We start from the raw sequence: 21,491 nt of genomic DNA, 5'->3' as shown, positions 1-21,491 counted from the left end.
TCAGACCGGTTCGCCGTTCTCCGATCGCAGCCAGCACCTGCCCGTACCCGGCTCGCAGACGATCTCCCACGTCACGAGGTCAGAGGTGGTGCTGACACCGAGACGCACCTGCAGGCGCCAGACCTTGACCTCGATGCGGGTCCCGGACTCCCGTGCCATACGCATCTCGGCGCGCCACCACGGCACCCGTTCGAACCATCTAATCGGCTCCGCGCCGACCTTCCAGACCCGGCCCTCGTGGACGACGCGCAAGGGCACACCTGCGGCAGAGAGCTGGAGCTCGACGGATTTCGGCACCCAAGGAGTCTAGACCCCTGGTTCCGCCACGCGGCCGGGACACGATCCCGCCAAGGAGACACCCATGGGTCAACCCCATCCACCGCTAGAATTGATACCAGAGAGGGAGGGGGCCGAAATGCTCAACAGCCAACAGAAACGCGAGTTGACCATCGACACCATGGCCAGCTGGGCCCTGGAGGGCATGAAGCCTGACCGTGAGACGGTCGAGGACATCAACTCATACCTCGATGGCCGTCTGACCCTTCACGAATTCATCGAGAAGTCGAAGACACCCTGATGCCTGCGGGCAGGGACGAGCGGTTCGTCGATCCGTACGGCTACCCGGGTACGAACGTTCCTGGCCCAGAATCAGAACTCTAGGACGAGACCGCCAGGTACCGCGGGTCGGCCGCGCCACCCCTCCCCAACCGATCGCCCTGGAGGCACACATGGACACGGCCCCGCCCGACGAACCCACCTCCACGGAGAGCGCCCTGGCGACCCTGTGGCTGCACATCGGCTGCTTCGAGATCCTCAGGCTCTCCTCCGAGGAGCGCGAAGCCCTCGGCGACGCGGTCGACAAGGTCAGCCAGCACGACTCCCCGGACGACTACACCCCGCTGCGTCGTTGGTGGCGTGAGGATTCCCCGCTGCATTGGGATCCGAAGTACGCCTGAGACCAACCATCCACCGGCCCCTACGAGACCAGCTTCGCGCCCTTGGTGCGGTTGCAACGCCAGCACGGCGTCCGGAGGTTATCCGGCGTGCTGAGGCCGCCCCTGGGCCTACGCGCCGGAATGCGCGGCCCAGGCCCAGGCGTTGCCGACACAAGCCACGCCGACGAAACCACCGAAGTGCTAAACTGTGGGAAACGTAGTACAGGAGGTCACCATGGCGACACTTGCAAAGCGTCCACGGCACGAGGCAAGCACCGCTTACGCGCGGGTTCGCGAGGTGCTGAGCCAAGAGGTCGGGGTCGATCTGACCGAATCCGAGGTCAACCACTTCATCGTGCTCGTACGCGAGAAGAACACCCTCGACGAGCTGTCTGGGGCCATGGCCCGGATACAGGATCCGCTCCCGCCGGCCACGGCCCGCGCCGCCCAGGCGACGGAGAATGCAGTGAAGTCCATCGAGGATGAGTTCGGCCTCCTCACCAGCACGGAGGTCGCACAGCTGCTCGGCTCTGGGTCTGGGAAAGCCTCGGTACGTTCGCTGGCCAACGACATGCGCGCCCGGGGCGAACTGCTCCATCTCCGCCGGCTGAACAGGTACCTCTACCCAGACTTCCAGTTCGACACCTCGCTCGGCCGCGTCAAGCCAGGCGTGAAGGATCTGCTGCAACTGGCCGAGGCGAACAGCTGGGAGCCCGAGGACGTGGTGTTGTGGCTGTGCTCGCCCACGACCTACTTCGAGGACGGGTCACGGCCCGTGGACCACCTCGACGCTGAACCCGAACTGGTCATCGACGTGGCCCGACGCGCCTGGTCCGTCGATTGGTGACGGCCGCGGGGACGCCAGCTGTTCCCGACCCGCCACACCCCTTCGACCCCGACGTCGTGACGCTGCCCGTCGGCGAGACGCTCTTCCGCGTGCACTCCACAAGCCGGGAAGGGCACGGGTTCAACCCCGGCAAGGGCGCTCCCACGCGGTTCGCCTTCTTCGGCGATCCCGTCGTTCCGTCGCTCTATGCAGCCGAGACGGAACAGGCAGCCATTGCCGAGAGCCTGCTGCACGATGTGCCGCTGGCCGGCGGACGGCTCGTGCCCTCCGCCTACCGCGACAAGTGCATGTCCCGGCTGGGCACCAGCCGCGAGCTGCGGCTTGCGTCCTTCATGGGGCTCGGGCTGCGCCGCCTGGGCGTCAGTGCAAACCAGGTCACCACCACCGCCGCCGCACACTACAACCAGACCGTCCTGTGGGCGCAGGCCGCGCACGAGGCTGGGTTCGACGGCGTGGCCTACATGAGCCGGCAGTGCAACTCGGATCGGGCCTACGCCTTCTTCGGCGACCGGGCGGCCGATGCATTCCTCGTGGATCCCACTTACCGATGGGACTTCGGCGACCCCCTCGACGGGCTGCCAAGACTCATCACCTTCTGCAGTACGTTCGGCGTCGACGTCCTGGTTCGCTGAGCCGGAACGCGGCATGCCCCCGCTGCGCTAGGGGGTCTGCTCTACCCCGATGATCGCCCTATCAGCTAGGCGGGGAGGTTCCTTCGGGGCCGGACGAGCCGGGTGACATCGACGCCAGCTGTCCAGAGCAGGGCAAGGGTCTCCATGAAGGCAAGACCCCATGCTCCCAGAATCATCAAGAGGATCCCCCCGATGTCCGCCCCGCCGGAGCCGGCAGAATAGTCCATCGCGGTTCCGGCGAGGAGGGTTAGCCCGGACAGTGCCACGAGGCTTGTCAACCACCAGTAGGCGGCCCTATGGGCGCGGATACGGAGCAATCCAGCGAGGGAAGAGACTGCTGAGACGGTTCCCAAGACGGCCAGGATCAGCATGAATTGTCCGAATCCCATGCCTGGATTGTCTGGTCGCGTCTCGAACATCCACACCCAGAGCGCGATTGATGCCAATGCGATCACGTGGAACAAGTAGCCCATGAGGTCAGCCTACTTCCCGTTCCAGGAGTTGGTCTTCTGGGAGACCACTGAATAGTACAGCGACGCCCGGGCGTAGCATGCCGCTCGGGCCGAGGATGACCTGGATTCGTAGAACGTGTAGGAGCAGTTCTGTTCCAGGCGGGCCCTGAAGATGGTGTCGCAATACCGTCGCTGGCTGCGCTTACTGGTCAGGGTTCCACCGTCAAAGATGATCCTTTCGATGCACATGTCATGCCGGGCGCAGGGGCCCTTGAAGTCGGCGCGAAGCGTCACGTAATTTCGCCCCGTCCCCTTGACGGCTTGCCCGTATGAGTCCGGTGACCAGGTGCAGTAGTCGTGCAGGGCCCTGCGGACCGTCGTCCTGGGGTTGTACACGTAGTTGCTCGGGACCGTGATTTTTGATGGCCGGGCTATGGCACCCATGATCCCGACGCTGCTGGTGGCCGCGTTCACCAACATGGATTCCATGGAATCGGTGGCATCCTCCAGCTGGTCCTGGTTGGATTCGGCGGCAATGAAGGGCGCGATGACGACCCCGTCGGCAGCCGTGGCTTCGGAGGCAAGCTGCACCGTGATTCCGGTTTCGGCAACGCCGATCTTCGTCGCGACGGACTCGCCATTCTTGTCGACGGCTGCCACGGAGACCTCCGATGCGCGGCCATCGCACTTGAGGGATTGCGTTGATAGTTCAGCGGTGCACCCGTCCGGAAGGTCGAAGACCACCTCCGCTGTCCCTGGAGTGCCATCCGCGTCGGATTGCCGGGGCGCAAGCCCGTACAGCAGGTCCTCACCCTCACCCACCGAGGCGGGATCGTCTTCCTGGACTTTGGCGGGTGCCTGCCCCGTCGGTCCTTGGGCCAAGGCGGGCTGCGTGGTGGCCACCATCATCACTGCCGTCAGTGCGAAAACCAGTCGTGCGGATCGTGTTTTCATGTCTCCCCATCACCTTTGACCATCAGGATGAAAAAATAGTGCTCGACGTTGGCGCACAAGTCAACGGGTTGGAGTGGAGAAGTCCTAAGGGCCCTCGCGGACGACCGCCCCATACACGGCGCATCGCCTCTCACGGTCGACTTCACTAACCGACCGTGCCCTACACCAACGTCATCGCCACCATTCCGTTTGCACGCCGCGGTGCCCCCCCGAGTCGCGCCCCGCTTCCCCGCCGTTCCGCGCCCAATCGCGATCAGGCGCCCGTTTTCACGACACACCCCCTTCTCACTTCAAGGGGTGTGTTTTTTACCCACGATAATCAGAGTTATCCGTACTATTTGAGCGCTGGATCTGCGTCTGGTTTTGATCAGTCTGCCCATTCCGGGCCACGCCTATATTTCCTGCCAGGAGTCGGACATATCCATCACTGAGCGAGTAGGCGCGCTTTCGCGGCAGCGAACTCATCGTCGGAGAGCACCCCCGAATCCCGAAGACCCGCAAGCTTTTCCAGCTGCTCGACCAGGCCGCCGCCTACTGGCGTCGGGTCGGCGATCACCTGTACGTTCAATTGCTTGGACTTGCTAATGCGAGCCTTCAACTCGTTGATGTCTTTCAGATAGTCCGTGTATTCGGACTTATCGAGAGGAAGGCAGTTGCTGAGCGTCCAGGGATCGTTACTGTCCGCATTGCGTGACTGGGTGGAGCCACGCCAGAAGTCGCGGTTGGCCGACCCGCTATAGCTGGGAGTCAGTACTTCCAGGACACCATTAATAAAGCCTGAGTTGTATTCGATTCCGGTGATGTCGGTGAAGTTGAAGGTGGCGGACCGTTCGCCTCCAAGGGAACCCGCCATGAAACTGGCCCAAGCCCCCGTCTTAATGATGGCCATTCGATCATCAAAGGCAACGAGACTTCCGGCACCCGCAGAAGAAGTCAGAATGAGCCAGGGGTATTCATCGCCGTGACATTGACGTTGGATGGCCAGACTGGCCTTCTTAGAGAGTGGGCCGCGGACCGTCGAGCGAGGCCAGCTCGACGATTCGGCGGCTGCGACACGGTTAGCCATCGCGGTCTCTTCTGCCGTGGCCGCGGTTGCTGTGTCAAGCAGATCCGGAGCGGGCCGCGTGCTCCGCCCGTAGTTAAAGTAGTGGCCAATTGCACCGTGGTCCTGTTTCGGAACCATCTTCAGGGTCGTGATGTTGCCGTCCAGAAGGACGATCTCCACGGTCTCCTTCTTTTCGTTAGTCGTCAGCGATGCGATGTCTTGATATCGAGCCTGGAACTTGATTTCTGAGCCGTCGAGGGCGACAAGCCTCAATGGGGTCAAGGCGAATTCACTGGCGAATGGCTTGAAGTTGTTGCAGATGCCGAGGAACCAAATGTCCTCATTCACGAAGAGCGCCGTCTTTGCAGCCGCCTTCTTCTTCTCGGCCTTCTCAGGCTTCCACTTGGCGGTGTACTGGGTCATGCGACGTCCTTCTTCGTGGCGCTTCCCGGGGCTTCGCCTGCCAGGGATGACCAGTGCTTGTTTTGGCGTGCTGAATCGAATTCTGGCCGGCACGTTCTTCCGAGATAATAGTGGATCGGACCTATCCGGGCTTCGCGGGCCCCGACGTCGTAGCACGCCTCGGCTTCCTCGACCCGTTGATCGACTTCGACCCCCGAGACCTCACGGCCATGCATTTGCCTTCGTCCCATACCAGCAATCGTATTTCGAATGTCGGTTCTTGGCCGGACCCGTTGCAGCGCCGCACCTAGGACCATGGACCAGCTCAGGGCCCAAGGCGGGGCCAAATTCCGGCGCTGCCAAACCACAGAAGTTTTGCCACTACACCTAAGGCATTCACACGCGGCCGGCAGCTTCGCTGATCTCCTCAGCCAGTTGCGTGGGGAGCCGATACCCGTCGGCCTTTTCAGTTAGGAAGGTCATCGCTGCAGCTGTCCGCTTGCCTTTTGTATGTTCCCGCATCCATTCCGGGTACTCTCGCAGCTCCTTCGCCAGCTCGGAGATCCGGCCGGTGAAATTCTGTTCGTACTCGTAGGCCTTGGCCCTGACGATCTTGTTTGCTTCGGGCAAAATCCGATGGCTCATAGTGACAACGTCCGGCTCTTCCACCCCCGCCTCGACCAAAACTAGCGGCGCAACTGAACTGCGCTTTCCTACGGGCGAACCACGGAATTTCGGCGAATCCACCAAAGCCGAAACTGCAGTTCGGGACGCAACGCGGTATTCCTGCATGGAATTCTCACGCTCTGCGTCGGCCTCATCCACAGCATTTTCGATTGCCCGATCAATCTCCGACAAAAGCGGGCCGATCCAATCTGATGGTGCCATCCACTGGTAGGAGAGGCCTTCGGCTACCCAAGACACAGTTACAGACATCAAAGAGCCGTTCCGCTCCTCAGCGGACTTGAGCAGGCGTTCTGCTGCCGCCGGTAGTTCAGAATATTCACGACTCTGCCGCACGATGTCAACCGAGAATGAACTTTCTTCAACGCTTATGAAAGGCGCCTTCACCAACACCGCTACTTGGAGAGCACCAAGAATGTCAGCTATTTCGCTGTCTATCTGGACGTCTACCTCCTTTTCAATTTCGACGCCATGAACGATAACCAGACCGGCCTCGCTGGCGCGGCTCGGGATGCTTTCCGCGATCTCCGAAAGGGAAGTGGAGGAGTAGATAAGTGTCATGATCTCGATACTAGGCGTGTCTTGAAACGAAGTTCTGCTGCGGGGCTACCTGGAGGCCAAGCGGGTAGTGCCGGCGGAAACTGGCCTATCCAGCGGTCAAGCCGGAAAGGGGACTCCAACGTGCGCCCAGAGTCCGGCCGGACGAGAAGGACTTAGAATCGAGCGGTGATACGGTCCGCGTCATCTACCGGTGTCGGTCTCAGGCTTGCTCCGGTCCGTTGATGCCCCAGCCGCTGCCGCCGGCCCGCGCTGTGCGCACCGCGGATGCCCACGCCTGTGCGTCCACGAGCATCTGCTGGGCGGTGAGATTGCCCGGCATCCGCGGGACTGACGGCCGCTCGGCATTTCTTGCGTCTCGATCATTTCGATCCTCGAACAACTGGTGTGCGCGTATGGCGTTCCCGCGGCTGGCGTACGGTTCGGTTCGGAACACCGCGCGGTAGTGGGCATCGGTCGCGTTCGCGGTGGTGGATTCGAGGAGCCGTGCCGCCTGGATCTCCCGTGTCTCACTGATAGTCATCGGCCAGCACTCAATGCGCTCCAGATCGGCGAGCAGCGCTTCATCGTTGGTGTATTCCCGTGGCGTGTCAGGCTTCTTGGCGGTGGCCTCGCCATACTCCAGCGTCCATACGGATTCGGTCCTGGTAACCCGTGTCGGCCACATCCAAGGCGTCTGCCGTGGCCCGAACATCCCTGGGCGAAGCCGCATGATGTCGTCGCTCCAGTCCGGCAGGCCGCCGTACCCGACCGGTGCCGTTGGCGGCCAGAACCACTCCAACGTCTCGCCATCACTGACGAACAAATCAGTCACAGCCCACCCTCGCGTCCACAGCCTGGACGCAACATCCGCTTCGATCCAGCGCGACGCATTCAGGAAGAAGCGAAGCTCATCGTCAGGAGAGGGAGCCATTTCTTCATCCTCCGTCTCATCACTGACATCGACCACGACGAATACGAGTTGATTGGCTCGTGTTCGGCTATAGCCCGGCATTCCATTGGAATTGATCACGATCTGCGGCGCCCCGTCGTCCATACAGCCAAGAGGCTCGAAAATGCATCACCTGGTCCCCCGGACACGGATGGCGCTGGCCACCTGGCGCGGCCTACTCCGACTCTTGCCCGATCAGCTGCCCAGCGGTCGTCCAGTGCGAAAGCTGCCACCGTTCGGCGGGAAAGGTTCGCCGTTGTTGAACTCGGCTTCAAGGCGAGTGAGCTCCTGCTCCAGAGCTCCTTCTATGAGCGTGACCTGAGAACGGTATCCTCCGGGAAGGTGGGCCGTCCGAAGCACAGCGGTCTCCGCGCGAAGTTTCAGAGCCTTGCGCATTTTGATATTGACCTGCTGCATCATGTTCGGCGGGATCGAGAACTCAGGGGTGGCCGCAGCGTCGGGGGTGGACGCTGGCGCCGACTTGGCCTCTGTCTCGGAATGGGAAGCCTCCGAACCGTGGGCATCGTCTAGGTTGGCTGACAGGATTCCGGACATCAGGATGCAATTCGAGATGGATTGCAGAGATCGGTCGGCTTGCAACCGCCATGTGAGCAACAAGGAGGCGGCTCCGAGAGCCACAGCGCAGACAGAGTACTTCCTCCCACGTATCCGCGCGAGGTCCGTGACAAACTCCACCGCTTCATTGTTCCAACTAGAGACCACCACGCCGTGCGCTGCCGACCTGAGCCCGCGAACGGTAGGGTGCGAGACACGAGGGATATCGATGCCTTCCAAGGTCGACAACTGAGGTGGAAGGTTCGGAATTTCATTGGCCATCGCGCGGTCCAACAGCATGATGCACATGTTGAGCAGCTCGCCCTGCTGCTGCTCGCTGAGATTGCCGAGGATGGCAAGACCAAAGGAAAGTTCACCGACTTGCACGGCTTCGGCGAAATCGGCAAGTACCACGTAGGTCCCAGTAAGCATCTCGTCGGTTGACGTCACTAGGCGTTCCTTCGCTAATCTCTGTGGGTTTGAATTGGGGAACGCGCTGCTTCACGTCTTGATTCTGTTTATTGCAACCGATGTCTAGGTTCGATCCGCCTACTTGTACCCGCAGGCTGCAAACTGAAAATCAGTGGGGAGTGGTTCATTGCTAACGAGACTACCGGCACCCGGGGTGCAGCCGGACCAACCGATTTGGCCTTCAAACGGCTGAGCCTGGTATACGAGGAAGAAACAATATGCGCTTGTTGCGGCGTGTCGATCGTGGTGGCGACCCTTCACGCCACGCGGTTGCATCCGGTGAGAAACCCCCCGAGCCACACACCACCCCTTGCGTGAAGAAGTGCGGCTTGCGTGATTAGCCCCAGGAGCAAGAACTTAGTGACGGAGTCGGTTGGGTAGATATAGTCCACCTGAGGGGAATCGGAGGGAAGCTTTGTCCTTTTGGAAGGCTGCCCCCGAATGCCCCACGGCGCCGGCTCGAATTCCTTGAACCTTGAAAAGCCTGCGGACCAATTCGGACGCGGCACTTAGGGCCAAGACTATGGCCTTCTCGTCTGAAGTGAGCCGACCACTGATAATTTTCGAGACGCCATCATCCTGGGCCTCCATCATCGTCAAGAACCCACGGACCCAATTGCGACCATGAGTGGCCCCTGAACACATTTGCCACATCAGAACAGGACTCGTGCCAAAACCGTAGGCTTCACAGACCGCTTGTATGATTTTCAGCGACCCCACTGGGTTGGCCTTGATGCCCTCACGCCCCAGCTTGTTCTTCGCCAGCACTGCATCAAAAACTTCTAAGCGTGGTGCCATGTCCTCTTCCGGCGCCCGGATCGTTGTATGCGCCTTACCCAAGTCGCGAAGGTTCGCCCACTCAAGGGACAACGACCTCACGGCAATTGAGCGGGGATCTGGTCTCAAGAGGATCCACAAGCCAGCAGCGGCACTTTCCAGACTCGCTCGCAGCAGCGAATAGGGAGCGAAGATGTGCTGGGCCCGGGCTTCCTTCATCAGCGTCCGCAAGGCGTGCAGATGATCAACGGCAGTAAGCTTCAGGTAGCTCACAGCGTGGGATGCCTGGAACGGCTCGGACATCAAGTCGGCGGTGCCAAGTGGCGAATGTGGATGAACGCTCGGCGTTTCTACCGTGTCCTGATGCCAGCCCTCCACCTCGGCAAAACGGATCGCCAAGATCCGCCGAAGCTCCCGGGCTTCTTCAGATTCTTCCGCGCTTCTCGTCCGGAGAATAGACCCTGCTTTCCTGCTCAGCCGTTCCCCGCCCATGTCCAGCTCCTTCTTCTCGTATTTGCCGCACCAGTTCCCTCAATCATCGAATGTGGCCTAACCCGCGTAGCTTCCGGCGAACCCATACATATCGATGGTCTTGGCCAAAGGGATTGGCCGTCCGATGAACTCCCCGGTCGTGAAGTCCAGGGTGCGGAAGGAGTCGGAAAGCCGGGAGATTTCCTCACGGTTCATGTCGTAAAACTCACCGAGCAGCACGAGTGATGCGTGTCCGATTGACTGGAACGCCCCACGCTCAAGCTTCGACTCAGCCAGCCCTCGGAAGGTCTTGACGAAATATGTGTCAAAAGAGGGCAGCACGCCCCAAACACCCATGGCCACTTTGCTGACTAGAGTCAGTGACCGGCCCCCTTCCGGCAGTAGCGCCTTGCCCAGGTCACTGCAGGCTTCGATGATCGCATTGCGGGTGTCCGCATTGCCGTATTGGTCGGCGTCGGCTCCCTTTAGTAGCGGGTTGTGGCGTTCAATGACTTCCACGGCATCCATGTAGTGGCGGAGGTTTGTGCGGCGGAAGAGGTAGGAACTGCCCCTCAGCATCCCCCAGCTCGCCAGGTAGTAGCCCAGCTGCAGGCAACTGCTCTCCATGTCTTGCGTTGGCTCGGGATGGGACTGGAAGTAATCGAAGCAGAAGTCCCAGCTACGTGCTCGCCCAGTGGGGTCGGGTATGCCCCCTTCTGACCTTTGCATGAATCGATTCACGGATCGGCTGATGGCGTTCGGCGGAGGCTGTCGCATTGTGTCAGCTTATGATGTGGATTTCGTCGGATCTGCACCTTCCCCATCTCTCTTGAAGTCCGCACTCTTGGCAGGCAATTGATTCCCGCAATCAGCGCTAAAGATTGGCCAGGCGAATCGGCTCGTAAACGAGTCTCTGCGACCAGTCGATGTCAAGATGCCGAGGAAACGTCCGGACAGTGCATGGCCGAAATGTAGTCCGTTCCCGCCCACACCGCGGCCGGCCCTTGGCCCGGGACTGCTGGCTCGTGATTTGTGGACGTATTTCGGCCTCCTCGGGCCCAATGACTGGACCATGTACGCCCACAACAGTCAGAGCAACTCAGGAGGCAACGGAGGCCGCGTACCGACCGGGTGCTGCCCAGCACTCGGACAGTGGACGCCCACGTGGGGGCCCCATGGTGGCCATGCTCAAGCGACCGGGATCAGCTCCCGGGGTACCCGAACAGTCGGAGGCCTACCACGGATTCCAGGCGTGGTGCAGTTGTGCAGTTCCCAACGACGACGCTCCCTACACGCATACGGAAGAGAACTTGGGTTCCTGAACTGCACAACTGCATAGACTGCCTGAGCCACCGCCAGCAGGTCACCGAATGCGTCGATAGCTTCCGCGCTGAGCTCGCTTGTGCCAACCTGTCGCGCGGTGATCCGCTCTGCGGTTCCCCTATAGGGGAAGTCGCTCGCCTCTTGCGCACGCCACTACGCGCCGAACTCGCGATCTTCCTCGCTGTGCAATGATTCGTCATCAGAATCAAACACCGGACGGCGCAAGGAACCGCGATGCGTGCCTCGCAGGTGCGCCGCCAGGGCCAGCTTGTTTTCACCGTCCAGCGGTTGGCGAGCGCCAGCAGCTTGGCCGTGCCTCCCAGCGCTCTGTGAAGAGCGTTCCTCGATGGGTGGCCCCGCCGTCATGCCTCGAGCCGGTCTCTGGGCCGTCTGGGGCGGGTTTTGGCCTTCGGCTGTATGCGCGCCTCCGCTGGTCTGCGGTGGGAGCTGTAGGGAACGTTTGAGCTGGTATTGGTTCCCCTGTTCCTCGGCGGAGAGCGCCTCCCAGAAGGCTCTAGCGTCGGTAATCCTGCTTGGTTCGATTCCGGCCCTGTACATTGCCGTGCTGTCGACCCTGTAGATGCCGTACTGGACCAGGCCCTCGTCGAGGATCACCAGATCGATCAGGTCGGAATCAAGGACCCCGGGCACCGGTCCTCTGGCCGCAGGATCGGGCTGCTGCGGCTGCGACTCGACCCCGCTTGACGGCCAGTCAGGCGTTTCCAATCTGTGCTCTTCCTGGTAGCCGGCCGGACTGCCCAGCTGGACCTCATGTGCTTTGGCCAACCGGTTCCACAGTTGCATCACCCGCCTCCGGGCCTCATGGGATTCCGGGAGCCGATTGAGGATGTCACCGACCGCGATCCCCTCGTCGTTGCCCCGTGCCGCAACCCAGTCGTACAGCTCATCCTCTTCGATGCGCACGCATCGCTCTTCGCGGGCGATGCGAGCCACTGCATCTTGTGCGTCAGCGAGCTCCTGCGCCGTCGGCCGGGCAGCCGGCCGCGGAACCCCGGCCTGCAGATATTCAGGGCGGCGAGTCCGAGGACGGCCCTGCGCGTTCGCATGGAGCTGTTCGAGGGCACTGGCGTGGTCGTAATGCTCGCCGAGCGTCTTCGCCCGCACCGGCGTCGCAACACCAGTCAACTGGTAGCTCAGCCGTGGCACCTTCGGCGGCATGCCGCGCCTCCAGCCCGGCTCGGTGACGGCGACATCGTGCTCGGCCATGATCGCCTTCCAGGTCCCAAGATCCATCGCACGTGGGTCGGCCATCGAAGCTTCGAAAGCCTTACGGATCCTATCGTGGTTCGAGAGCGTTCCCTCCGCGGCCATCCTGCGATCGCGCTGGCTGCGCCTTTCCTTTTTCCGCTCAGACATGGACGGCAGACGCTGCGGAAGGAGACCGTATTCATGGCCATGCTCGGCGAGAAACCGGTCAGCCCGCTCGCGCATCTTGTCGATATCCGTGATATCACCAGCAAGTTTCCGGCCGGCTTTGTAGTGCTTGCCGTCGACTTCCATGTCCCCGTACAGGGTGGCATTCCTGGTGACGTGGACATGGAAATTGCCCCCTTTGCCTTCCGCCTGCCCCACGAAAGTCGCCTGCTCCCCCGGGTATAGGGCAGCGTGTCGGGCGACGACGTAGTCAAACGCCTTGGCCGTCTGTTCGGGATCCACGGGATTGACCTCGTCGAAGCCGAAAGATGTGATCAGATGTCTTGCCTCAGCCTGCCGCACGATGAAACCTTCGTGGCGGAGGTGCGTCGGTTCCTCCCCGCGTTTGGCCACGGCCCAATATCGGCGCCCGCCCGGGTACGTGCGGCGCACGTGCGTGGCGACCTCGCCCGGCTCGGGCAATGCGTACGTTGCAGGTGCCTTGCGCGTCGCCCGCTGCGTGCCATGCCTCCGCCGCGTCGCGGCGAACTCGCGCTCCGCTGTCGCGGGACGGCAATTCTGGCCAGCGATGTGCAGCACCCGCTCCTTGATGGTTTGGCCGGGTTTGGGCTTCACGGTGTAGCGAAGCAGACGTGAAGCCACTGCGGTCGTCCCCGCGTATTCGACCGGCATCAGAGCATCTCCAGCAGCTTCGTGGCGAGCATCGCATCGCGTTGGGCGTCGCGGTCCATGACCCGGGCAACAAGCTCGAGCGCACGCTCAACACCTCGCATCGCATCCGCATCCACCTGCGCACCGGAGTTTGCGACCTTGGCGATCTGGTTCCAGTTGTTCCCGATCTTCTGCAACAGAAACGCCTGCCGCGTGTACCGTTCGGCGACCTCACGCAGTGTGTTGCGAACATCAGCAAGCACGCCCTCGTCGACTTCGACAATGACCGGGCCGCGTACGGCAAGTAGCTTCGGCAACGATCTGGCAGCAACATCAATCGATGCTGCATCTGAAAGGGCCTCGGCGACGATCACCACTGACTGTCGCAGTACGTCGGACTTGCTGCCACCAAGGTGCCGCTGCACGACGTTGATGGCTGCCATGCCACCCCGGTGCATGCGCACGGAAACGACCTGGCCTGGGCCAGAGATCGACGTGCTTCGCACGTCTTGACCTTCGCCGCCGTCCCCGCGGCGGCTCACCGGGGAAAGCGAGGCGCCCTCCGCTAGCGCTACGGACGCCTCACTGGTCGGGCACCCGTTGTTCACTCGTACCTCGCTCACTGGGCCCTCCAAGTCCGCTGATTCCTGGGCACCTGAGCGATGGAACCATGCCCAAAATCCATAGGTACCAGCCGACCGGCAAGCAACCCGACCGTATACGTTTCTCGCTTCGCTCGAACGTACGGTCCGGGCGGGCAGGAATCGTCGCTGGCGCTCCTCATCCTGTCCTTTGCTTGCGAGGAGAGGGCTGCGCCCCCTCCTTCGATCCACCCCCGGTCAAGAAGTTCTCGCGCCTCACTGGCTACTCGGATCGATGTTCCCAGAAGAGCGAACCGCTGCATCAGCGCACCCCCTTCGAGCTATAGCCCAGGCGCGCGTTGAGCATCGAGCGCAGCGCGATCAACCGATCGGCTTCGTCCAGGTCTCCATCGATCGCCTCTACCTCAAATACGCCGTACAGGTCTTCGATCAGATGATCGCGGTTCTTCGCCCGCCGTGCCAGAAGCTTCTCCTTAAGCGACTTGGCACGCTCCGCCGCCTCTGCGTAAAGCTCCTTCTCCGTCTTCGGCCGACGGCGTTTCGTTCGCGGGGCCGAAGCACCCGGAGCAGCATCGGCTACTGCCTCCAAGCGCTCGGGCGTCATGTCCATGCTGTTGTACTTCTCATTCATTGTGCGATCCTTACCTTCGTTTCGTAGTTGGTTGTGTCGTGCTTGCGGAGGCGTTCTGGCCGAATAGCAGTGGAGACGGATCTCGTCCTCTCCACTCATCCAAGAGCCAGGAGTTTTTCCGGAGGAGGCCAGCGAGACCGATTTTCGTCCGCCTGGAAGACGGCGAGTGGGCAACCAGCACGCGACCGGATTCGCTCATACTCACGGGTGGCCTGACTAGTCCCCGGAGGCGCTCATCACGTAGCTTCAGTTCTCTTGAACACACCCGTGAACGGTTCCCAACCGTCCATGGATGTGCGGTTCAAGGTGATCTCGGACCATCCAGATGGTTCAGTCCTTGACGTCGTTCCACAAGAACCCGCAGATCGGCTTGTGCCCCATTGGCTCCCCGCTGGGATTGAGGTCAGAGAGCTACTACTCGAACCACTAATGCACGAAGGAGCAGGCAGTAAGTCCCACTCGATTTGTTGGCGTGATACCAGCTCGCCTCGCCCGTAGGAGGTCTGTTCATAGGGACTGCTGGGCATAGAGCCGATGTAGGGTCAGCCGTGGCCGGCGTTTCAGTAGCGTGCTTGTGTGTGATGGATGTGATCGTGGCGCGCATTAGCGCACCTCCTCAGAGGTGCTCGCGTACTCCTGGCTGAGCAGCCATTCGTCCACGGCCTCGGGGCGATAGCGCACGCTGCGGCCCACGCGAATGAACTTGGGGCCACGACCCTTGATGCGCCACTCGCTCAAGCTGCGCTCGGTGGTCCCGAGACGCTCGGCCAAAGTGGCAGGAGCGACGAGCGAGTCGAGCAGTGGGGCGCTGACGGCGATGGATGCCGACATAGAAATATCCTCTCGAAAGCTTTGCTTTCAAGAGGACCTGGTAGCCGAACCCATTAGCGGTTGCTTGGCGTATCCACTCGACGTCGGACCGGACGGTCCTGGTCCCTTTTCAATAATTGAGGACGTAAATCCAATATACACAACCTCGGCACATATACTCACATTTGATCACGGGAAGCCATACCCACGGGGGCGACATGGGCACAGTCAAGGCGTACAGCACGAAGACGAAGGGCCGGCTGTACGAGGTCTGGTACACCAAGCCCGACGGCGCTCGTGGGCACGATCGTGGATTCAAGCTGAAGCGTGACGCGGAGGCCCATCTGGCAACCGTCGAGGTCTCGAAACTCAAGGGTGCTTATGTCAATCGGACCGATGCGAAAGCCACTATTTCGGAGTTGGGAATCCAGTGGCTCGAACAGCACAAGCCGAAGATCACGGCATCGAGCTACCATTCGGTCGAAAGCGCCTGGCGCATTCACGTCAAGCCAAAGTGGGGCAGCTACTCGGTCGGGGCCATCACCAAGCGGGATGTGCAGGCTTGGTTGAACGAGCTGGGCGAGGCGCGTTCCCACACGACCGTTGCCCGTGCACGCGACCTCTTGGCCGGCATACTCGACCACGCCGTTGAAGACAACAGAATCACCAAGAACCCCGCGCGAGACCTGACGATCAAAAGGAAGCCTCTCCCTGACGAGGTTTTCCTGTCGCATGGCCAGGTCGAGGCGCTGGCCCTGACATCGCGACACCCTGATCTCGTGCGGTTCCTTGCCTACACCGGCCTGCGGTGGGGAGAGGCCACGGCGTTGCGCGTGCGAAACGTGGACCCCGAAGCACGTCGAATCCACATCCGGGAAGCGGTGGCAGAGGTGAACGGCAAAGCTGTCCTCGGGAGCGTCAAGAGCCACGAGAAGCGAACTGTGGCCTTCCCGGACTTCCTCACCCACACGGTCATAGCTGCTTGCAAAGACAAGGGCCAGGAAGACCGCCTGTGGAACTCAGACGAGGGCGGCTATCTACGGCCAGGCAACGCGGCATCTGGCTGGTTCGCCGCCGCCGTGAAACGCGCCCAGGCGGACGATAGAACATTTCGGCGGGTAACGCCCCACGATCTCCGACACACCGCTGCATCGCTTGCGATCAGCGCTGGCGCCAACGTGAAAGTTGTCCAAAGGATGCTCGGGCACAAATCGGCCAAGGTCACGCTCGACACATACGCAGCTCTCTTCCCCGACGATCTGGACGACGTCGTCGACGCCCTCAATCGACAACGTCTTGAGAAAATACAGCCCAAAGGGGCACCTGATGTCGCCGACGGACTACACCGACAATGAGTGATCGATGGTGGTTGCACCGCGGTGCAAGAGAGATCCAAATGGGGCGGAACGAAGAACCGTTGACGCTGCTCACTGTCTTTACCGAAAAGAACAAGTATGCCGACGCAGCATGGGTAGAGGCCATCGACCGGCTCGAGGGCTCCTTCAAGGTCAATGGCGAGGAGCAGCAGGTCCGCGACGAAACCCTCGTGGAGGAGTCGATTGGAAAGGAGGTCCTCGGGTACCGGGCACCGTCCGGGCAAATCCGAGACCGTCTTGCACTGATGGGTTTCACTGCAGAAGAGTGCCGACGCGAATTGTCATCGGCCGTTCACGAACTTTTAGCAGGTGACGGGCCCGGCGACATACTTGAGGTTTTGGGCACGAGCGGCGAGGTGGTCGCAAGCATGCCTCGTGTTGAAGTCCTCGACCGGGGACTGGCAGCGTGGGAGAACGAGAAGGGGTACAGAGGTCTCGGCCTTTTGGATTGTGAATGCGCAAAGTACATCGATATTCTCTTTGAATCCGGAATCGATCGGCGCACGTTCCTGGCGCTTCAACTGGAGAACGCACCTGCGGACGAGGAACTCCGGCTCGATCTCCACGATCTTTACAGTGCCGGCTATTTTCACGGCGTCGAAGACATAACCAAGTTGGCGGCCGACGAGCTAGCGATCAGCGTCAGTTCGGGCGGGCCGATAATCGTCGTGACCGAGGGCGTAACGGATGCGCGCTTCCTGCAACGCGCGCTTGAACTGGTCGTTCCACACGTGAGCCACATGTTCCGATTCTTCGATAAGGACTCGGGAGTCGAAATGGGAGCCGCACAAGTACTCCGCACTCTGCGCAGCTTCGCGGCCGCAGGCGTAACCAACCGCGTCGTCGGTGTCCTTGATAACGACGCGGCCGGACGGGCGGTGGCCAAGAAACTCGATGCCAAACCTCGACCAACCAACAACCGCTATTTCCTTTTGCCTGATGTTCCGTATGGCGCCAGTTATCCGACGTATGGCCCGAGCGGAGGTGCGAATTTGGACATAAACGGACGAGCAGTCGCTATTGAGTTTCAATTCGGACTTGAGCAGCTCCGTCTCGGCAATGGAGAACTTGCGCGGGTCGAATGGTCAGGCCGGGAGGCTTCAATCGACGTCTACCAAGGCAATCTCTCGTCAAGGGATAAGAACGAGGTGCAGGGAAACATCGGCACGTTCTTGGATAGCGCATCCCCCAACCACGACCCGGGAACCGAGCCATGGCCGGCAGTCCATGGTCTAGTAAACCGGTTGCTAGAAGCCGCCACGCCCGCGTCTTTCCCCGGTCAGCTCTCCACCCTGGAGCATCCATGATGCCGCACCAACCTACTGACCGTAGACCACTGCCCATGGTGCATTTTGGTGCAGGAATAGTTGCGAGAGGACGTGAGCACCTGTGAGCAAGGGTGGCATAATTCCCGCATTTGCAGGGTATTTTTCGCAGACACTTGAATTCTCTGACCACGGGTAATGGGTTCAAATCCCACCGTCACCGCCAGTGAAAACCCCCGGGAAACCGGGGGTTTTCTGCGTTTCGGACAGGGCACACCCCACGAGTGGATCAGCTCTACTGTGGGTAATCGTCGGTGGTGAAGCCGAACCTGGGGTCTGTTGAGCAGCGCGTTGCCGCACACAGCGGCCGTGAATCGGATGATGTGATTTCATTTTCGGCCTCTCGCCGACCTACGGGATACCTCAGAACACCGCAACCCGATGGCGCAACGGGTCGCTCAGCGTCTCCGGCAGCCCCCCACAAGAGGTCATCGTCCCCATCTCCTCGAAGAACGCCCACTTGTTCAAGGCCGCTGTGGCCCGCAGGTAGGTCGGCGACCTCGACGGCACCAACAGGCCGCCGATCCCTTCCGCAGCGGTGAGGCAACTGAGCTCGGGTAATTGCATCCGAGCCCGAAAACGGCAAACAGCGCAAGGTAGCACGGTGCTACAATGGAAGCATGTCCAGGACCAGCCAGCCGACCCGCCTCCCCGCGGATGTGTACGATTCCGCCGCTGCGGCGGTAGCAGTCACCTCGCGTACCGTGCCGCAGCAGATCGCCCACTGGGCGCGGATCGGCCGCGAGCTGGAGATGGACCCGCAGCTGAACCAGCGGGCCATTGCCCGGGTGCTGGCCGGTACTGGAAACTACGATTCCATCGATGAGCAGGAACAAGCGATCGTTCGTGAGGAATGGGGCAATCGCGCGATGGCCCTGCGTGAAGGGCTGGACTACGCGGCTGGGTTCGATGCTGCCGGGGAGTCCTACTCGGAGCTGGACGAGGACGGCAACGTCGTCGTGCGCCAAGCCCGCGCCTGATGCCCCTTTTTCATCTGCTCGCGGGGCCCAACGGTGCCGGGAAGTCCCAATACGTACACGATGTCCTGGCACCAGCCACGCACCTTCCGTTCATCAATGCGGACGTGATCGCGGCCGAAACGTGGCCGGATTCGCAGTCAGAACATGCATACGAAGCCGCACGGATGGCGGAGGCACAGCGCCGCGAGCGGATGGCCGCAGGCGCGTCCTTCATCTCCGAAACCGTGTTCTCGCACCCGAGCAAGATCCAGCTGGTCTCCGATGCCGCGGATGCCGGCTACCTCGTGCATCTGCACGTGATCATGGTTCCCGTCGAGCTCAGCGTCCGGCGTGTCCTCGAACGGGTGCGCCGCGGTGGACATGCTGTGCCAGAGCAGAAGATCCGCGACCGTTACCGGCGGCTGTGGGGGCACGTCGCCTCGGCGATCCAGCTTGCCGACGTCGCCGAGGTGTTCGACAACGGCAGCGCAACCGATCCGTTCCGGCTGTGCGCGGCCTACAGGCACGGCGCCGCCGTCGGCGCCCCCAGCTGGCCGAGGTGGACGCCAGAGGAGCTGGGAACCTAACCGTCAGGGAGCGCGCTCGAACCGCCGAATCGGCTATACGGCGAGGTTCTTTCGCGGTCGGATCAGCCGGGTGATGCCGACCCCGGCTGTCCAGAGCAGGGCCAGTACCTCCATGGAGACAAGGCCCCATGCCCCCAGGATCATGAAGAGCAGGCCGCCGATGTCCGCTCCGCTGGAACCCGTCGAGTAATCCATGGCAGTTCCCGCGAGAAAGGTCAATCCAGCCAGCACCACGAGGCTTGTCAACCACCAGTAGGCGGCTTTGTGGACGCGGATACGAAGTAGGGCAGCGAGAGAAGAGGCAACGGAGACGGTCCCCAAGGCGGCCAGGATCGCCATGAATTGCCCGAATCCCATGCCTGCATGGTCTGCTCGCGTCTCGAAGATCCAGGCCCAGAGGGCAATGGACACTAGTGCGATCACGTGGAACAGGTAGCCCATGGGGGAATCCTACTTCTCGCCCCGGGAGTTGGTCTCGCGGGAAACCACCGAAAATACAGCGACGCCCGGCTGTGGCTTTCCACTCGGGCCGATGACTGGCACCGCTGGTTGGCCACTGTTCCGCCGTCGAAAGTGACCAACATTCGGGCGTCGTCGACATCGTTCCGTTCCGGCACCGACCAGGACCCGCCACCAACCGCCGCACCAAGAGGTCACCCGGCGCTTCGACGACGCTCTGGGCGATCCGCGCTTCGAGTGGATGAGACGGGGTACTTCCCCCATGTACCGGCCGCGACGCCTCGCCTGGCGCGGCCGGTACAACCATTGGCTCAAGTTGCAACGGGGCCAGCCACGTCTACTCCACGTTCCACGCATCGACGAACAGCTTCTGCATCAAGAAGACTTCGAGCAAGGCGTATCGGGCCCCGTGCACTTCCCGAACGATGTGAGGGTATCGGCGAACGTGCCCAACCATTGGGCTTGCATCCGTCTCACCGACCGCAACTTCGGCGAAGGGAACCCGGCATAGTTCGTGCTCTCCAAGACGCGGTACTCCCACAAAATCTACAAGTCATCGACAGGCTACGCGCACCTCTGGCCCTCGCGGCCACGGGGTAGAAGGCAATAGCCGAAAGTTGAGCCGCCCGCGGGACTAGGCTCAGATCGGGGTCCGAACGGGCCCCGGTCCCTTCTGTCTGGCGAGGCGATTCCCCTGGATCCATTAAGCAGCATCAGTGCCGACGGGTTGCGGCTGGCTCCCTGGATTCTTGCTGCCAGTTTCGCAGTGGTTGCAGGCATCTGGCGCCCCCGACGTATCCACTGGACCGCACTGGGTTCAGTCCTGCTTTTCGCCGCTCTGAACGCCGGGGTCGGGATTTACGTCCTGGAACATTTTCACGACGCCCGCTGGGCAGCGGGTGGACAACCGCCGCTGACGGCGCCCCCACTGACCGATGCTCCCGTAGTGGGCCAGTTCCTCGGCGGCCTGGACTCCGCGCTGACCGGCGTGGTCGGCGGTGTCAACGACTTCCTGGCCTTCAAGCAGACACTTCCCGTCGCGCTGGATTTCCTGGCTGCCGCCGGATGGGCCCTGTTGGTGGCGTTCCCCTTGGCCCTTGTGGCCGTCGGCACCAGTTATCGATCCGCCCGGCGCAGACGGGCCGACTTCAAGAGATACCAGTCCGAACTTGAGCTGCTCCGGGCCGAACTGGACGAGGTGAAACGCCAGATCGCTTCCGCCTCCTGACGGGCTGGGCCCACCCGTCCGACATGCCGTCGCGCCGGCCCGCATGCCACGGCGACGAACGCTACGGGGTGTCCTCGCTACCGGTCGAGCTTGGCAACCGTCAGCAGGATGACCGAATCCTCGATGGCCTCGACGGAGTTCATACCCGGCGGAACGACCAACAGGTCCAGATCCCGCCCCTCCCATTTCTGCTTTTCCGCGACCAGGCAGATCCGTCCTTTCAAGACCAGCAGCGTGGCCTCCCCCGGGTTCACGTGGTCGTCCAGTTCCTGGCCGGCGGCCAGCGCGATCACCGTTTGCCGAAGGACTTGCTCATGCCCGCCGAAGACGGTGCTGGCACTGCGGCCACTGGCGACACGTCGTGCGGTCTCCAGGTGCTCGCGTCCCAGCGCGGTAAGCGATAACTTCTTCATCGATGGCCTCCTGGTGCC

26 protein-coding genes are annotated in these 21,491 nt (G+C 61.7%); 9 read left to right on the top strand and 17 right to left on the bottom strand.

The annotated features are described in order from the left end of the window. Positions 1-297: a hypothetical protein gene (locus ACN0TP_RS12895; RefSeq protein ID WP_417219598.1), complete on the bottom strand. Its 297-nt coding sequence runs from the start codon at positions 295-297 to the stop codon at positions 1-3. A gap of 118 nt (positions 298-415) precedes the next feature. Here ACN0TP_RS12895 and ACN0TP_RS12890 point away from each other — a divergent pair, with 118 nt between their 5' ends. Continuing rightward, positions 416-577 (top strand): antitoxin VbhA family protein, encoded by a 162-nt coding sequence (locus ACN0TP_RS12890; protein WP_417219596.1) that lies wholly within the window; start codon positions 416-418, stop codon positions 575-577. A 151-nt stretch (positions 578-728) separates the two neighbouring features. Next, positions 729-956, top strand: a complete 228-nt coding sequence (locus ACN0TP_RS12885) for a hypothetical protein (RefSeq protein WP_417219595.1) — start codon at positions 729-731, stop codon at positions 954-956. Positions 957-976: 20 nt separating this feature from the next. Here ACN0TP_RS12885 and ACN0TP_RS12880 read toward each other — a convergent pair whose 3' ends face one another. Next, complete coding sequence (locus tag ACN0TP_RS12880; protein ID WP_417219594.1) at positions 977-1,108, bottom strand: HNH endonuclease; 132 nt, start codon at positions 1,106-1,108, stop codon at positions 977-979. A gap of 62 nt (positions 1,109-1,170) precedes the next feature. Between ACN0TP_RS12880 and ACN0TP_RS12875 the strand changes: the two genes are divergently transcribed. Both ACN0TP_RS12875 and ACN0TP_RS12870 read left to right on the top strand, forming a co-directional pair. After that, positions 1,171-1,782 carry a hypothetical protein gene (locus ACN0TP_RS12875; protein WP_417219592.1) on the top strand — a complete coding sequence of 204 codons (612 nt, stop codon included), beginning with the start codon at positions 1,171-1,173 and terminating at the stop codon, positions 1,780-1,782. Positions 1,783-1,838: 56 nt separating this feature from the next. Continuing rightward, positions 1,839-2,414, top strand: a complete 576-nt coding sequence (locus tag ACN0TP_RS12870) for an RES family NAD+ phosphorylase (protein ID WP_417219591.1) — start codon at positions 1,839-1,841, stop codon at positions 2,412-2,414. A 65-nt stretch (positions 2,415-2,479) separates the two neighbouring features. On the opposite strand, the gene ACN0TP_RS12865 is transcribed toward ACN0TP_RS12870, so the two are convergent. From ACN0TP_RS12865 to ACN0TP_RS12810, 12 genes are all read right to left on the bottom strand, one after another. Beyond that, positions 2,480-2,887, bottom strand: coding sequence for a hypothetical protein (locus ACN0TP_RS12865; protein WP_417219590.1), 408 nt, complete (start codon positions 2,885-2,887; stop codon positions 2,480-2,482). A gap of 9 nt (positions 2,888-2,896) precedes the next feature. Next, positions 2,897-3,820, bottom strand: coding sequence for a hypothetical protein (locus ACN0TP_RS12860; protein WP_417219588.1), 924 nt, complete (start codon positions 3,818-3,820; stop codon positions 2,897-2,899). A 424-nt stretch (positions 3,821-4,244) separates the two neighbouring features. Continuing rightward, the gene (locus tag ACN0TP_RS12855; RefSeq protein WP_417219586.1) at positions 4,245-5,288 is read right to left on the bottom strand and encodes an SHOCT domain-containing protein; all 1,044 of its coding nucleotides are present in this window, start codon (positions 5,286-5,288) and stop codon (positions 4,245-4,247) included. Between the two features lie 375 nt (positions 5,289-5,663). Beyond that, positions 5,664-6,512 carry a hypothetical protein gene (locus ACN0TP_RS12850; RefSeq protein WP_417219584.1) on the bottom strand — a complete coding sequence of 283 codons (849 nt, stop codon included), beginning with the start codon at positions 6,510-6,512 and terminating at the stop codon, positions 5,664-5,666. A gap of 199 nt (positions 6,513-6,711) precedes the next feature. Continuing rightward, complete coding sequence (locus ACN0TP_RS12845; RefSeq protein WP_417219582.1) at positions 6,712-7,545, bottom strand: hypothetical protein; 834 nt, start codon at positions 7,543-7,545, stop codon at positions 6,712-6,714. 90 nt (positions 7,546-7,635) lie between these two features. After that, positions 7,636-8,445, bottom strand: coding sequence for a hypothetical protein (locus ACN0TP_RS12840; RefSeq protein ID WP_417219581.1), 810 nt, complete (start codon positions 8,443-8,445; stop codon positions 7,636-7,638). Positions 8,446-8,823: 378 nt separating this feature from the next. Then, complete coding sequence (locus tag ACN0TP_RS12835) at positions 8,824-9,735, bottom strand: hypothetical protein (protein ID WP_417219580.1); 912 nt, start codon at positions 9,733-9,735, stop codon at positions 8,824-8,826. Between the two features lie 57 nt (positions 9,736-9,792). After that, positions 9,793-10,233 (bottom strand): hypothetical protein, encoded by a 441-nt coding sequence (locus ACN0TP_RS12830; RefSeq protein ID WP_417219578.1) that lies wholly within the window; start codon positions 10,231-10,233, stop codon positions 9,793-9,795. 957 nt (positions 10,234-11,190) lie between these two features. Next, positions 11,191-13,104 (bottom strand): hypothetical protein, encoded by a 1,914-nt coding sequence (locus ACN0TP_RS12825; RefSeq protein ID WP_417219576.1) that lies wholly within the window; start codon positions 13,102-13,104, stop codon positions 11,191-11,193. Beyond that, a complete protein-coding gene (gene mobC, locus ACN0TP_RS12820; protein ID WP_417219575.1) occupies positions 13,104-13,526 on the bottom strand; it encodes a plasmid mobilization relaxosome protein MobC in 423 nt (140 codons plus the stop codon). Before mobC ends, ACN0TP_RS12825 begins: the two co-directional genes overlap by 1 nt. Positions 13,527-13,986: 460 nt before the next feature. After that, positions 13,987-14,316, bottom strand: coding sequence for a hypothetical protein (locus ACN0TP_RS12815; RefSeq protein ID WP_417219574.1), 330 nt, complete (start codon positions 14,314-14,316; stop codon positions 13,987-13,989). Between the two features lie 603 nt (positions 14,317-14,919). Continuing rightward, the gene (locus tag ACN0TP_RS12810; RefSeq protein ID WP_417219573.1) at positions 14,920-15,147 is read right to left on the bottom strand and encodes a helix-turn-helix transcriptional regulator; all 228 of its coding nucleotides are present in this window, start codon (positions 15,145-15,147) and stop codon (positions 14,920-14,922) included. Between the two features lie 197 nt (positions 15,148-15,344). On the opposite strand from ACN0TP_RS12810, the gene ACN0TP_RS12805 reads away from it, so the two are divergent. Beyond that, on the top strand, positions 15,345-16,481 hold the full coding sequence (locus ACN0TP_RS12805; protein WP_417219572.1) for a tyrosine-type recombinase/integrase: 1,137 nt from the start codon (positions 15,345-15,347) through the stop codon (positions 16,479-16,481). A 62-nt stretch (positions 16,482-16,543) separates the two neighbouring features. Continuing rightward, complete coding sequence (locus tag ACN0TP_RS12800; RefSeq protein WP_417219571.1) at positions 16,544-17,809, top strand: hypothetical protein; 1,266 nt, start codon at positions 16,544-16,546, stop codon at positions 17,807-17,809. A 381-nt stretch (positions 17,810-18,190) separates the two neighbouring features. Here the strand turns inward: ACN0TP_RS12800 and ACN0TP_RS12795 are convergent, their stop codons facing one another. Beyond that, positions 18,191-18,394, bottom strand: coding sequence for a hypothetical protein (locus tag ACN0TP_RS12795; RefSeq protein ID WP_417219569.1), 204 nt, complete (start codon positions 18,392-18,394; stop codon positions 18,191-18,193). 53 nt (positions 18,395-18,447) lie between these two features. Between ACN0TP_RS12795 and ACN0TP_RS12790 the strand changes: the two genes are divergently transcribed. Together ACN0TP_RS12790 and ACN0TP_RS12785 are read left to right on the top strand one after the other, a co-directional pair. Then, positions 18,448-18,807 carry a TA system antitoxin ParD family protein gene (locus ACN0TP_RS12790; protein WP_417219568.1) on the top strand — a complete coding sequence of 120 codons (360 nt, stop codon included), beginning with the start codon at positions 18,448-18,450 and terminating at the stop codon, positions 18,805-18,807. Next, positions 18,807-19,373: a zeta toxin family protein gene (locus tag ACN0TP_RS12785; protein ID WP_417219567.1), complete on the top strand. Its 567-nt coding sequence runs from the start codon at positions 18,807-18,809 to the stop codon at positions 19,371-19,373. Before ACN0TP_RS12790 ends, ACN0TP_RS12785 begins: the two co-directional genes overlap by 1 nt. A gap of 33 nt (positions 19,374-19,406) precedes the next feature. Here ACN0TP_RS12785 and ACN0TP_RS12780 read toward each other — a convergent pair whose 3' ends face one another. Then, positions 19,407-19,814 (bottom strand): hypothetical protein, encoded by a 408-nt coding sequence (locus ACN0TP_RS12780; RefSeq protein ID WP_417219566.1) that lies wholly within the window; start codon positions 19,812-19,814, stop codon positions 19,407-19,409. Between the two features lie 964 nt (positions 19,815-20,778). On the opposite strand from ACN0TP_RS12780, the gene ACN0TP_RS12775 reads away from it, so the two are divergent. Continuing rightward, a complete protein-coding gene (locus ACN0TP_RS12775) occupies positions 20,779-21,060 on the top strand; it encodes a hypothetical protein (RefSeq protein ID WP_417219565.1) in 282 nt (93 codons plus the stop codon). Between the two features lie 77 nt (positions 21,061-21,137). Here the strand turns inward: ACN0TP_RS12775 and ACN0TP_RS12770 are convergent, their stop codons facing one another. Continuing rightward, a complete protein-coding gene (locus tag ACN0TP_RS12770; protein ID WP_417219564.1) occupies positions 21,138-21,473 on the bottom strand; it encodes a cupin domain-containing protein in 336 nt (111 codons plus the stop codon). Between the last annotated feature and the right edge of the window lie 18 nt (positions 21,474-21,491).

Origin of the sequence: Arthrobacter sp. (assembly GCF_048266065.1) — a bacterium.
Taxonomy (GTDB): Bacteria; Actinomycetota; Actinomycetes; order Actinomycetales; family Micrococcaceae; genus Arthrobacter_H.
This window is presented reverse-complemented; position numbering and strand designations above follow the sequence as displayed.

Bases quoted from the DNA above. Each gene is read 5' to 3' on its own strand.
- ACN0TP_RS12825 (WP_417219576.1), bottom strand. From the start codon at position 13,104: ATGCCGGTCGAATACGCGGGGACGACCGCAGTGGCTTCACGTCTGCTT.
- ACN0TP_RS12890 (WP_417219596.1), top strand. From the start codon at position 416: ATGCTCAACAGCCAACAGAAACGCGAGTTGACCATCGACACCATGGCC.
- ACN0TP_RS12815 (WP_417219574.1), bottom strand. From the start codon at position 14,316: ATGAATGAGAAGTACAACAGCATGGACATGACGCCCGAGCGCTTGGAG.
- ACN0TP_RS12845 (WP_417219582.1), bottom strand. From the start codon at position 7,545: ATGGACGACGGGGCGCCGCAGATCGTGATCAATTCCAATGGAATGCCG.
- ACN0TP_RS12835 (WP_417219580.1), bottom strand. From the start codon at position 9,735: ATGGGCGGGGAACGGCTGAGCAGGAAAGCAGGGTCTATTCTCCGGACG.
- ACN0TP_RS12865 (WP_417219590.1), bottom strand. From the start codon at position 2,887: ATGGGCTACTTGTTCCACGTGATCGCATTGGCATCAATCGCGCTCTGG.
- ACN0TP_RS12855 (WP_417219586.1), bottom strand. From the start codon at position 5,288: ATGACCCAGTACACCGCCAAGTGGAAGCCTGAGAAGGCCGAGAAGAAG.
- ACN0TP_RS12810 (WP_417219573.1), bottom strand. From the start codon at position 15,147: ATGTCGGCATCCATCGCCGTCAGCGCCCCACTGCTCGACTCGCTCGTC.
- ACN0TP_RS12785 (WP_417219567.1), top strand. From the start codon at position 18,807: ATGCCCCTTTTTCATCTGCTCGCGGGGCCCAACGGTGCCGGGAAGTCC.
- mobC (WP_417219575.1), bottom strand. From the start codon at position 13,526: ATGGCAGCCATCAACGTCGTGCAGCGGCACCTTGGTGGCAGCAAGTCC.
- ACN0TP_RS12790 (WP_417219568.1), top strand. From the start codon at position 18,448: ATGTCCAGGACCAGCCAGCCGACCCGCCTCCCCGCGGATGTGTACGAT.
- ACN0TP_RS12875 (WP_417219592.1), top strand. From the start codon at position 1,171: ATGGCGACACTTGCAAAGCGTCCACGGCACGAGGCAAGCACCGCTTAC.
- ACN0TP_RS12770 (WP_417219564.1), bottom strand. From the start codon at position 21,473: ATGAAGAAGTTATCGCTTACCGCGCTGGGACGCGAGCACCTGGAGACC.
- ACN0TP_RS12850 (WP_417219584.1), bottom strand. From the start codon at position 6,512: ATGACACTTATCTACTCCTCCACTTCCCTTTCGGAGATCGCGGAAAGC.
- ACN0TP_RS12795 (WP_417219569.1), bottom strand. From the start codon at position 18,394: ATGCAATTACCCGAGCTCAGTTGCCTCACCGCTGCGGAAGGGATCGGC.
- ACN0TP_RS12805 (WP_417219572.1), top strand. From the start codon at position 15,345: ATGGGCACAGTCAAGGCGTACAGCACGAAGACGAAGGGCCGGCTGTAC.
- ACN0TP_RS12885 (WP_417219595.1), top strand. From the start codon at position 729: ATGGACACGGCCCCGCCCGACGAACCCACCTCCACGGAGAGCGCCCTG.
- ACN0TP_RS12780 (WP_417219566.1), bottom strand. From the start codon at position 19,814: ATGGGCTACCTGTTCCACGTGATCGCACTAGTGTCCATTGCCCTCTGG.
- ACN0TP_RS12860 (WP_417219588.1), bottom strand. From the start codon at position 3,820: ATGAAAACACGATCCGCACGACTGGTTTTCGCACTGACGGCAGTGATG.